9 protein-coding genes are annotated in these 12323 nt (G+C 53.1%); 4 read left to right on the top strand and 5 right to left on the bottom strand.

Translation table 11 applies throughout. The features are described from left to right. Window positions 1-119 precede the first annotated feature (119 nt). Window positions 120-722 (top strand): tellurite resistance methyltransferase TehB, encoded by a 603-nt coding sequence (gene tehB / locus AC6HVW_RS22010; protein ID WP_390900638.1) that lies wholly within the window; start codon window positions 120-122, stop codon window positions 720-722. Between the two features lie 111 nt (window positions 723-833). Beyond that, entirely contained in the window at window positions 834-2327 is a 1494-nt protein-coding gene (locus AC6HVW_RS22005) for an aldehyde dehydrogenase family protein (protein ID WP_071683060.1), read from the top strand. Between the two features lie 445 nt (window positions 2328-2772). Here the strand turns inward: AC6HVW_RS22005 and tynA are convergent, their stop codons facing one another. The 3 genes from tynA to AC6HVW_RS21990 all read right to left on the bottom strand — a co-directional run bounded on the left by tynA (window position 2773) and on the right by AC6HVW_RS21990 (window position 6630). Further along, the gene (tynA, locus tag AC6HVW_RS22000; RefSeq protein WP_071683069.1) at window positions 2773-5064 is read right to left on the bottom strand and encodes a primary-amine oxidase; all 2292 of its coding nucleotides are present in this window, start codon (window positions 5062-5064) and stop codon (window positions 2773-2775) included. Between the two features lie 167 nt (window positions 5065-5231). Further along, window positions 5232-6146, bottom strand: a complete 915-nt coding sequence (gene feaR / locus AC6HVW_RS21995; RefSeq protein WP_071683061.1) for a transcriptional regulator FeaR — start codon at window positions 6144-6146, stop codon at window positions 5232-5234. Window positions 6147-6432: 286 nt separating this feature from the next. After that, the gene (locus AC6HVW_RS21990; RefSeq protein ID WP_071683062.1) at window positions 6433-6630 is read right to left on the bottom strand and encodes a DUF4762 family protein; all 198 of its coding nucleotides are present in this window, start codon (window positions 6628-6630) and stop codon (window positions 6433-6435) included. Between the two features lie 446 nt (window positions 6631-7076). Here AC6HVW_RS21990 and AC6HVW_RS21985 point away from each other — a divergent pair, with 446 nt between their 5' ends. Then, window positions 7077-7448 (top strand): VOC family protein, encoded by a 372-nt coding sequence (locus tag AC6HVW_RS21985; protein ID WP_186486891.1) that lies wholly within the window; start codon window positions 7077-7079, stop codon window positions 7446-7448. A gap of 575 nt (window positions 7449-8023) precedes the next feature. Then, window positions 8024-9253 (top strand): alanine racemase, encoded by a 1230-nt coding sequence (alr, locus tag AC6HVW_RS21980; RefSeq protein WP_071681241.1) that lies wholly within the window; start codon window positions 8024-8026, stop codon window positions 9251-9253. A gap of 53 nt (window positions 9254-9306) precedes the next feature. On the opposite strand, the gene AC6HVW_RS21975 is transcribed toward alr, so the two are convergent. Both AC6HVW_RS21975 and gadC read right to left on the bottom strand, forming a co-directional pair. Next, window positions 9307-10428, bottom strand: coding sequence for a ribosomal protein uL16 3-hydroxylase (locus AC6HVW_RS21975; RefSeq protein ID WP_071681240.1), 1122 nt, complete (start codon window positions 10426-10428; stop codon window positions 9307-9309). A gap of 353 nt (window positions 10429-10781) precedes the next feature. Beyond that, a complete protein-coding gene (gene gadC, locus AC6HVW_RS21970; protein ID WP_071681239.1) occupies window positions 10782-12320 on the bottom strand; it encodes a glutamate/gamma-aminobutyrate antiporter in 1539 nt (512 codons plus the stop codon). Window positions 12321-12323 lie beyond the last annotated feature (3 nt).

The following is a 12323-nucleotide window of genomic DNA, read 5'->3' as shown; positions in this document are numbered from 1 at the left end:
AGGGCCTGGCGCAGGGATACCGCCAGGCCAAACTGAACGGGTATACTGTGATCCTCTCAACGGCTAGGCAAAAGGCCATTAAAGATGTATTTTACATGCATCAAATATAGAGGAACACCATGATGGATCAGCAGCCCCCCCTGCCAGAAAACTACTACACCCAAAAATACTCCCTGACGGCCACCCATTCCGAAGTCCTTGAGGCAGCCAAACTGATCGCGCCCGGCAAAACGCTGGATCTGGGCTGCGGCAGCGGCCGCAATGCGCTGTATCTTAACCTGAAAGGTTTTGATGTTACCGCCTGGGACAAAAATGCCGCGTCAATCGCCGCGATAAACCAGATCATAGCCACCGAGCAGCTTGCACATATCAGCGCCAGTGAGCAGGATCTCAATACTCACCGCTTTAGTGGCCAGTACGACTTTATCCTGTCTACCGTGGTGTTTATGTTCCTGGACCGCCAGCAGATCCCACACATCGTGCGCAATATGCAAGACAGCACGGTCAAAGGAGGCTACAACCTGATCGTCGCGGCCATGGATACGCCAGATTATCCCTGTACGGTGCCCTTCTCATTCACCTTCAAACCGGATGAGTTAGCAGACTATTATCAGGATTGGGAGATCATCAAATATAACGAGAACCCCGGCGAGCTGCACCGCGTCGATGCCGAGGGCAACCGCATCAAACTGCGTTTCGCTACCTTGCTGGCGCGTAAATAGCCCGAAAGTGTCACGCAGTACAAACCCATTGTCAGGCAGATGAAAACCGCGTTGGGCATAACGCTATAGACTGTTAAGGGTAACGATCCGTTTATTCCCTTAGGAGGGCGTATGCCTAATGTGACCATACTGGACAGCGTAGTCCGTTTCCTCGATCGTCAGCACGGCCTGTATATCAACGGCCAATGGCAAACCTCACAGGCCGAATCGCGGCTGGCGGTCTATAACCCAGCCGACGGCAAACAAATCTCCTGCACCGCCGATGCCAACGCCGCCGACGTGGAGCTGGCGGTCACCTCGGCCCATCAGGCCTTTACCGCTGGCGTTTGGGCACAACGCCTGCCCGCCGAACGTGAGCGCATTTTACTGCGCTTCGCCGATCTGGTTGAGCAACACGCCGAGGAGTTGGCCCAGTTGGAAACCCTGGAACAGGGTAAATCCATCAACATCTCCCGCGCCTTTGAAGTGGGCTGCACGCTGAACTGGATGCGCTATACCGCCGGGCTGACCACCAAGATCGTCGGCCACACCCTGGATGTCTCCATTCCGATGCCGCCGGGAGCCAAATATCAGGTCTATACCCGCAAGGAGCCGATCGGCGTAGTAGCCGGGATTGTCCCCTGGAACTTCCCACTGCTGATTGGCATGTGGAAGGTAATGCCAGCGCTGGCCGCAGGCTGTTCCATCGTCATCAAACCGTCTGAAACGACGCCTCTTACCCTGCTGCGTATAGCTGAGCTAGCCAGCGAGGCAGGCGTGCCACCGGGCGTATTCAACGTGGTGACCGGCAAAGGAGCTATCTGCGGTAAGGCGCTGACGGAACATCCGCTGATCGCCAAAGTGAGCTTTACCGGCTCCACGCCGGTGGGGAAAGGGATCGCACGCGCGGCGGCGGATCGGTTGACCCGCGTCACGCTGGAGTTAGGCGGTAAAAACCCGGCCATCGTGCTGAAAGATGCCGATCTGCAGCAGGTGATCGAAGGGTTGATGGCCGGCAGCTTCCTCAACCAGGGGCAGGTCTGCGCCGCCAGCTCACGTATCTATATTGAAGCCCCGATTTACGATCGGCTGGTCGCCGGTTTTGAGCAGGCAGTGAAGTCGCTTTCTGTCGGGCCGGGGATGGATGGCAACGCCCAGATCAACCCGCTGGTGTCCAAAGAACACCGCAACAAGGTGGCCGCCTATTTGGATGACGCCCGCAACAAACACGCCGAGTTGATCACCGGAGCCGCCGGGCCTGACTTGCAAGGCTTCTATATTCCCCCAACGCTGGTGATCAATCCCGATGACAGCCTGAACCTGGCACGGGAAGAAGTGTTTGGCCCGGTCGTCAACCTGATCCGCGTAGCGGATGCCGAGGAGGCGCTACAGAAGGCCAACGATACCGACTATGGCCTGACGGCCAGCCTGTGGACCACCAGCCTGCAAGCGGCGATGGCTTATACGCCACGCATTCAGGCGGGCACGGTGTGGGTCAACACTCATACGTTAATTGATGCCAACATGCCGTTTGGCGGCTTCAAGCAGTCTGGCAGTGGTCGAGATTTCGGCCCGGACTGGTTGGATGCTTATACCGAGTCCAAATCGGTGTGTATCCGTTATTAGTTAGCACTACATTGAAAGAGTCAGGGGGGCGAATCGCAGTTCGTCCCCCTGTGTTATTTGCCGTCACCCGATATCGCTGCTTCCCCTCACCCCAACCCTCTCCCACAGGGAGAGGGAGCTGGTACGGAGTTAGGCTCAGGTGCAGGAGTCATTCTTTGGCATACTGCTGACAAACGCCAACAGAACCAAACCGTAGGGGCGCTGCATGCTGCGCCCGTCTGGATAATCAATAGATTGCCGGAGCTCGCTGTTCCTCTACTCCTTCAATCTCTCCCACAGGGAGAGGGAGCTGGTACGGAGTTAGGCTCAGGTGCAGGAGTCGTTCTTTGGCATACTGCTGACAAACGCCAACAGAACCAAACCGTAGGGGGCGCTGCATGCTGCGCCCGTCTGGATAATCAATAGATTGCCGGAGCTCGCTGTTCCTCTACTCCTTCAATCTGGCTTACTGCTGCTTTTGCCCGTTCAGATTCAGCGTTGGCGTTTCATCGAAGAAGTTCCACGGTTTGAGCAAGGCATGCACCCACTCGGTTGGCATAATCGGCCACTCTTCCGCTCGCGCCACATGGGTGGTGCCGGTGGTGAGCCAGACCACGTCGTCAGTGTTGTCTATCGGCTGGTTGTCCGCCGTGTAATGGCCCAGCCCGGTATCATGGATCGAGCGGTTGGGGTATTTGCCTTCCGGATAGCGTTCATTCGGGTTGTAGCGGGTCACCCACAGCTGCCGATCCATAAAGCTCAGACGGTGGTAAATCCATTCGTCCTTGCCAAAATTGGCCCCCTTGGCGATCGGGTGCGTACCGCCCGCATACGGGATCAACTGATAGGAAACCGGGTTCCCCATCTTGTTCAACCGGCTCGGGTTGCTCAGCAAACGGATGGTAGAAGGATCGAATTTCTGTGCCGCCTGCTGTTCGGTAGTCACTTTCACCTGATCGACCTGCATGGTGCTGGTGCGCGGGCCGCTCCGATCGTTAGGCTTCACATCTGGGTTCAACTCCACCAGGCTGTTATTTTCGCCATCCACATCCATATCCAGCCGGAAGTTGTAAATGTGCTGATGGGTGGTACCCACAATGTTGTGATCGATCAGCGTGCCGTATTGCGTATCCTGCTTGGCGGTCGGATCCTGCATGGTTCTGGCTTTCACCCCTTTCACCGCTTCTATACCCGTCGCCCCTGCGTCTATGCCGATGGTGCCGTTCTGGTGGAATACCCAGTCGAAGATGTAATCGTAGTTGCCCACCGTACTGATCCAGCGCACCACCAGTTCACGGCGTTCAGTGCTGATATTCGGCTGCCCCATTTCCTGATGCTTATACTCCGGCCCGGCGTAACGCTCAAAGATGGCGATGGCTCGTGGAATAGCGGTCGGCTTACCGGTGTAATCGGCAATGGTCTCATCCAGCAAGACCGCGTTTTGCGGTGCATCTTTGCCAAGGGCAATCGGCGAGGTAAGCGTGCCCATGCCGTAATCCCCAGCATCCAGATAGGCTTTGAAATACCAGCCTACGTCCGGATCGCCATAAGGCACGATCATCCCCCCCAGCGACCCTTCATACATCACCTTGCGCTTACGGCCATTATCGTTATAAGTGACGGTTGAAATCACCGGCCCGACGCGGGAATTCAGATGCATATGGAAATCCCAGTTCTGCCAGTGGATGGTGTTACCGGTGATGGTATAGTTTTTGCCTTCCGGCTCAATGATATTCAACGGTTTGATTTTCGGGGCCTTGCGATCGCGTCCGTCATACGGCGTTGGCTTCATCGGCACCGGGATCACCGGCCCTTCTTCAATTTTGATGATTTTTTTCTGTTCCAGATCGACTACCGCCACCAGATTTTCGATCGGATGTGCCCAGTAGTTGCCATCGCCAACATCGAGATAGCTGACCACTTTCAGCAGGCGTTGGTCCTGTTGCAGGCCATCTTTGCCGTCAAAAAAGCCAACGGTCAGCGGCGTGGTGATCACTTTGCTCGGGTCCGCAACGCCATGTTTCTTCAGGGCTTCGGCATACTCTTTACTGGCGTTGATTATGCTCTGAACGCTGGCGAAGTCATCCAGCAGCACCATTCCCTGAGCGTCTTTGATCGGCTGCCAGGACAGCACCTTTTTCTGTTGCAGGTCGACCACGGTTTCAATCACGTGTACCCCGTCGAGCAGCGTGATGTTGGCCTGACGGGGCTGCTGTACGTCACGACCGCCTAGCACGAACTGCCAGACCTGGCGTTTTTCCGGTTCACGCAGCGAGATTTCGGTAAAGCGCACGTTGTTTTTATACTGCGGAGCCGCCTTGATGATGGCAACCGCTGCGTTAATCTCCGCCGCACTCAACGGATTTAGCGGATGGGCCCGGTGCTCTACCGCAAAGGTCTGATCCAGGCCGGACTGAAACACCTCGTTGATAAACTCGTCAGACATATAGGCCGTTTTACCCTTGAACACCACCGGCACCTGTAATCTCAGCGGCTTGCCGTTAACGATGGCTTCGCGGCTATCCGGTTTGACCTTCACATAAGCGCCGTCTTTAACGATCACAAACATCCGGGCGTAGTCATCCCACTGCACGCTGGCACCAAACTCCTCCAACGTTTTTTGCAATGGAACCCTATGTGCCGCGGAGCCATGAGCCAACGCCGCTGGCTGCCAACCCGCGCCGATCAGCAAGCCTAACGCCAGCGCAATCGCCGCTGGCAGACGTTTGGTTTTGATTGTTGTTGTGTTAGCTACCATCTTTCCCCCGTCACCCATCAAAGAGATATTACCGCCGTTGTTGTTGTGATGAGCCCGTTTTACGGGGCCCCAATTCACCATAGCAACTCTTCACTGGGGATATTTTGTTGTGCTTGCCATCCGATTTGTCACTCCTGACAATCTGCTGGCAAATCATCCAGGCGGGGTTACAGATACTGCTTGCGGTACGCGCTCGGCGAGACGCCAAAACGGGCCTTGAAGGCGGTGGAGAAATGGCTGTGATCGGTAAATCCCCAGTCATAACCAATATTGGCCAGCTTTTGCCGCTCCTTAGCCTGGCGCAAAGCCTGGGCGCAGAGATCCAGACGACGGTTCTTGATGTACTGCGCCACCACCAGCCCCTTGCGAGCAAATAGCCTGTAAAGGCTACGCACGGAGACGCCAATCTCACTGGCAACCCATTCTGGGCGAAGTTGTTCAGACTGAATATGCTGATCGATAAACGCCAGCGAACGGGTAAAAATGCGCTCATGGCTATCTTGCCCCTCGTCTTGCCCCATCAAGGCAGGCTGTAACAAGGTGGCCACGGCGTTAAGCACCGCTTCGCTCTCCAGGCGGCTCATCTGCGTATTCTGCATACTGCCCAGCACCAACTGCTGGCTGAGTTTGGCCACCGCGTTATCGGCAGCAATACGCCGCGCGCCGGGCAGATCGGTAAAACGCAGTTGCTGCTCGAGATAACTACGCGGCAGCAACAGTGATAACTGGCGGGAACCCTGTTGGTAGGTAAAGCTGCTGGGCTGCGCGGCGTCGATCAAGGTGATATCCCCGGCAGACAGCACTGCCTGCCGTTCGCCTTGCTCCATAACTGACTGGCCACGCAGTTGGAATACGGTAAAAAAGTGGCAACCGTCACTTTGCTCTACTTCGCGGCGGGTGCGGTAAAGCCGGGTCTGGGCAGCATCGACTACGCTCAGGCGTAACGCATGGGAGTGGAACTCCTGGATCGCACCGGCAAATCCTGGCGCCAGAGTTTTGGCACAAAACCGGCCACAGGCAGAATTGATTTGGCTTAACCACTGTTCAAAACTGGCATCAGCGAGCCGGGTAGCAATCACCATGATTAACCCCTTGAAACATAAGTAACAAAAGAGAACAGGCTTATCGTACTGAGCGGTATGCCCCGGTAGCTACGGCAAATTGGGCATCAGCCAGAAAATCAACATAACAAACCGATAACATACGTTCAACATCATTCAGGGGGTTTGATGCTGGGATCACAAACTACAGATAAAGGATAGCTTTCGTCGCGGGGATATAAATAATCGCAGAAATAAGAAGAGAATATGGGGGAAAAGGAAAGGTACGACACCATCCATAGTGCCGTACCTTGACTATTACTTGCGATTAAGCGCCGCAGCGAGCCAGATCGGCTGGTTCACGAGTCAAAAATTCACCGAACTTGCCTTGGCAGGTGGCAACGCGACGGCAAACGGTTACCGCAGAGGTACCGGTACCTGTGGTTTGACGCTCATAGGTAATAACACAGCCAAGTACATGACCACCAATAACATTTGAAACTTCAGATGCGTTTAATTTTTTCATAAATATATCCTTATAGTAATTACCAAAAAGAACTTGCAATATTTTGCTAGGAAACAACTTTAAATTGACGAGATATCATCGTCTTGAAGCGATTAAATTATATTAATAAAGTAAATCCACAGTCAACATTAAAGCCCTACCTACCCCATGTTATGGATTGATCTTGATTTAAAACAAGAATAATCCATCATTAAAACCCCAAACATACATCCATTATATGATTAATAAAAAATTATCTGGTGTAAGATATTACAATATCGGCAACAGGAATAGCCCCAACTGACCAGTTATCATCGTATAGGGCTTTATTAAATAAAGTTCATCCTGATAAGTCCCCAACAGCAGAACAAACACGAGTTGATTACGTGATCTATATCACTGTATAAATAAACAGTGCATGTAACATAACCAATCAGGAACAATAATCAATACCACTGGAGAATACTATGAATAAAAATATCGTTAGCTGGTTTGAAATTTATGTTACTGATATGGCACGAGCAAAGAAATTCTATGAGGCAGTATTCAACACGCAGTTAGAAAAGCTGGAAAGCGAGGGCATGGAGTACCTGATGTTCCCTTACCAGGAAGGGGGGGAAGGGTCTGGCGGCGCACTGGTTAAAATGGCTGGCGTGCCAGTTGGAGCGGGCGGCACCATGGTTTATCTGTCATGTGAGGATTGCGCCGTAGAAGAAAGCCGCATTGTGCCAAACGGCGGTGAAATCCTGAAAGAAAAATTTACCATCGGCGAACATGGTTTTATTTCCATCGCCAAAGATAGTGAAGGCAACGTGATTGGCCTGCATTCCATGAAATAATACCCCTCACCCTAACCCTCTCCCAAAGGGAGAGGGGATCAGATCGAGTTCATTGATTGCTCTGCGTAATACCCTATCTTTCTCCTGATAGGGTTATGGAAATTCGGCGACATACTATGGATGAGGGACGATCGAGTTTTCTGAGATTATCTATTTACTTCTAAAAGAGCTGGGGCTATCAGCTCCCTCGCCCTGTGGGAGAGGGGATCAAATCGAGTTCATTGATTGCTCTGCGTAATACCCTATCTTTCTCCTGATATGGTTATGGAAATTCGGCGACATACTATGGATGAGGGACGATCGAGTTTTCTGAGATTATCTATTTACTTCTAAAAGAGCTGGGGCTATCTGCTCCCTCTCCCTGTGGGAGAGGGTTGGGGTGAGGGGACAACCAAATAGCTGCGCTTATTACCCACTCCTTTTGAGCTCCTGTGGATTATTAATAAATTTGACAAAAAGTCAGTTTTGTCATTTATTGAATGCCGCTGATCGCTCAGCCGCACCCGCCGTCAAATCAGATAAAAAAACTGACTGAGGCCGATAAAAACTCTTTTTTATTTCACCAGGAAGGGAATATGCCGCTACATTTACGCCATTTAGTCTTAATACCGCTATTAACGTTGGTGGCTTGCCATCAACCTACTGCCACCAATCCCACTCATTCCCTCACCGCTAAGGTTAAAAGTTCACCGGCGGTGGTAAGCAATGCCCGGTTGGAAATCTCACAAAGCGCGCTGGAATATAACACCCACAAAATTCAGCAACTGTTGGGCGATAAAACTACCCTTTGCGCCATTCTGAAAGGCGACGCCTACGGACACGATCTTTCGCTGGTCGCACCGGTAATGATCGAAAATAACGTGCAGTGCATTGGCGTTGCCAGTAACCAAGAGCTGCAAACCGTGCGTGAACTCGGCTTTAAAGGCCGCCTGATGCGCGTGCGCAATGCCACCGAAGCAGAGATGCGCCAGGCTACCGACTATGACACCGAAGAGCTGATCGGTAATCTGGAGATGGCCAAGCGCCTGGATGCCATGGCCGCCCAACAGGGGAAAACGCTGCGCTTCCATTTGGCACTCAACTCTGGCGGCATGTCACGCAACGGGCTGGAAGTCAGCGATCGCGCCGGGTTGTTGGAAGCCAAAGCGATCTCTGCATTACCTCATCTGAAAATGGTTGGCATCATGTCCCACTATCCTGAAGAAGATGCCGCCGCAGTACGCAAAGATCTCGCCCGTTTCAAGGTGCAATCCCAGCAGGTGCTAGACATTACCGGGATCAAACGCAGCGACGTGACCTTACACGTTGCCAATACCTTTGCGACCCTCACCGTGCCGGAGTCCTGGCTTGATATGGTGCGCGTTGGCGGGGTGTTTTATGGCGATACCATTGCCAGTAACGACTATAAACGCGTGATGACCTTCAAGTCATCCATAGCGGCACTCAACCATTACCCTAAAGGCAATACCGTCGGTTACGATCGTACCTACACCCTGAAACGCGATTCAGTATTGGCGAACATCCCAGTGGGTTATGCCGACGGTTATCGCCGTGTGTTCAGCAATGCCGGTCATGTATTGATCCAGGGGCAGCGGGTGCCGGTGGTGGGTAAAACCTCGATGAATACCGTGATGGTGGATGTGACCGACGTGAAAGGCGTCACTCCTGGTGATGAGGTGGTGTTCTTCGGCAAGCAGGGTAATGCAGAGATCACCGCCACTGAAGTTGAAGACATCAGCGGTGCGCTGTTTACCGAGATGTCGATCCTTTGGGGCGCGACCAATAAGCGTGTTCTGGTGGATTAATTAACTCCCCCAGGCAAAGGCTTGCGCCGAGACCTGGGGGAAATCTATACCGTTTACTCGTCGAAGAACCAATACCCCTGATTAACCAGACCCGTTAACTCGGCAACGAACGCCGGGTTTTGCAGCGCCTCACCTAACTCTTGCTTACCGACGATAGTGTAACGGCATAGGGCATCGGCGGCTTTAGGCTCGACGGTATCCAGACGCTCGCTGTTGATAAAGAAGCTGCCGCCAACCTCCAGCACCCTTAAGCCACTCAGGCGAGTCAGGACGGCACCGTCCATCAACGCTTCGATAACCTCATCTTGCTCGTAAGGCGGTTGCGCTGGGGCAATATCCAACTCGTGGCGCGGCGTGGTCACGAAGCGGCCAAACCACTGTTTGAAATCTTCCGGCTGATTAATCATCTCGGTCATCATGCTGCGCAGGCGATCGAGCTCATACTCTTCAACCCGGCCCGGATGTTCCCGGCAGGTTAAATCAGGATCGCTGTAATGCTCGCCCCCGAGATCGTTTTCCAGCGCATAGTCCGCAAAGCTGCTGATTAAATCCCTGCCGTTAGGGCCACGGAAGCCAACGGAATAGTTAAGCGCGGTTTGGTGGGTAAAGCCGTCGTGCGGGAAGCCCGGTGGAATATACAAGATATCGCCCGGTGCCAGATCTTCATCGATAATCGGCTCGAAAGGTTCCACGTGCAGCAGTGCCGGATGCGGACAAAACTGCTTCAGCGGCAGTTTGTCACCCACGCGCCAGCGGCGGCTCCCCATGCCCTGGATGATAAATACGTCGTACTGATCGATATGTGGCCCTACGCCGCCGCCAGGGACCGAGAAGGAGATCATCAGATCGTCCAACCGCCAGTCCGGTAATACACGGAACGGGGTCACCAGCTCCGCTGACGGAGCATGCCAGTGGTTAACCGCCTGGGCCAACAGCGACCAGCCAGTTTCCCCTAGGTTATCAAAATGCTCGAACGGCCCGTGGCTGGCCTGCCATTGACCATGGGTTTGGCTGACCAGACGGCTGTCTACCTCAACTTCCATTGCCAAACCGGCCAATTCGTCCGGGGTGATCGGATCGACAAAGTTCGGGAAGGCATTTTTTAATACCACAGGTTGTTTTTGCCAGTATTTCTCTAAAAATTCGGGCCAGTTAAGATTCAGTTGATAAGCCATGGGTCCACACCAGTGAGAAGACAAACGGGCCTGATTATAAAGAGGCTGACGCCCGTGCCGCCTTGTCATTGGTCAATGACTGGGCGTTAAACTGGGCAAAAATGGCGCCCCTCACCCCAACCCTCTCCCGATTTACAGTCCGAGATCTCAAAAGCACTGGTGTGGGGAGAGGGAGCTAGTTCAGAGCCGCGGTTAGATGCAGGAGTTAATATGTAGCACATACAGCTCCCTCTCCCTGTGGGAGAGGGTTGGGGTGAGGGGAAACTTGGTAACTTCAAATACCAAAAGCAGGTTGCAGTGGATTATTCCCCACCGCAACCTGCCTGATGATTCAGTGCTTGATCAGATATCGATTAATGCACTTGCTTGTCATCGACAAAAATATGGTGCGCGGAGCGTGCACGCGGGTGGATAAAGAAGTGCCCTTCTGGCGCAGAATCCGTGCTCACAGGCACCAGCTTGAGGTTGGTCGCCTTCAAGCGTTTATCATGCAGCGCATAGATAATGAACGGGATAGCCACAACCACCAGGAAACACACCACCAGCATAGTCACGTACACATGGTCGGCTTCCAGCCCTGCCAAACCTGAAGGCGGGAAGAATGAGACCACAAAGGCAACCGCAGAGGTCAGCAAACCAATCGTAGCCACGGCAAGCTTAACCATTTTGCCACCCGGAATATTGAAGACACGTTCGTTTTCCGGCTGTTTGCGTACCAGTTTGATGTAACCCAGGAACAGCAGGAAATAGCTGCACAGGTAGATCACCACGGTCAACGCCAGCGCAATCAGGAAGGACATGTTATTGCCGCCCCCGGTGTTGGTCAGGACAATCAACGCAATCGAGGTAATCACCAGTTGAGAAATCACCAGTGCAACCGGCACACCATTCTTGTTCATTTTGGCAAAACGAGCAGGCAAGATCCCTTGTTGTGCGGTAACCAGCATGCCGCGAGACGGCCCAACAATCCAGGCGGCGATTTCTGCCAGCACGCCCAACAGCAGCAGTGCAGCAATGACGCGAACTGCCCATTCAAACTGCGGACCGAAGTGCGAGATCAACACGCTGAAGGTTTGCATTACCCCCGCAGAAAGGTTGATTTCACCATGAGGGATCACTGCCGCGATAGAAAGCCCGCCGACAGAACTTAAACAAATTGCCGCCGCCATCAGTAACAGCATGGCAAGCGGGTAATCCCGGCCTGGGTTTTTCATCTCGTTGACGTGCGTCGCCGAGGCTTCAACGCCCATATAGCTCAGGATAAACGCTACGAACACCACCAGCGTGCCCATTTGGGTAAAGTCTGGGAAGAAGGTAGAGGCGTTCATTTCGATGGCCAGTGGCGCACCAGAATGCAGATAGCTGACTGCCAGGACCACCAGGACAGCCGCAGGTAACAAGATACCGGCAAAGAAGCCAATCTTGGCAATACGCGCAGTGTTTTTGGTGCCACCGAACTGGGTGAACGCCAGCCCCCACAAGATAACCAATGCCGCGACGGTTTTAACGACCGGGTCTTCGTTCAGTTCAGGCCACTTGAGGATATAAGACAGCGCCCCCAGCACAAAATAGAGCATGGGGATAAAACCTATGGCAATTTGCAGATAGCCAAAAGAGATGGCGGCAAAGCCCCATTTCTCACCCAGAGTTTTAGACACCCAGGTGAATACCCCACCTTCCTGCCATCCTTTTACCGTCGCCATCTCGGCGGCGCATAGGCCAACGGGAATGAACCATAGGAACCCACCTAACAGCAGGAAGAAGATGAGAGAAAAACCCGAGGTTGCAAAGGTCGGATATTCATAAACCGCCATCACCATAGATGCGGTGATAGCAAAAAACCCTAACAACGTTAATTGTTTTGGAGCGGCGCTTTTTTCTGTGCTCGCCATAAC

Source organism: Serratia sp. NCCP-200 (assembly GCF_059697885.1).
Note: the sequence above shows the minus strand (reverse complement) of the source record. Positions and strands in the feature narration are given on the sequence as shown.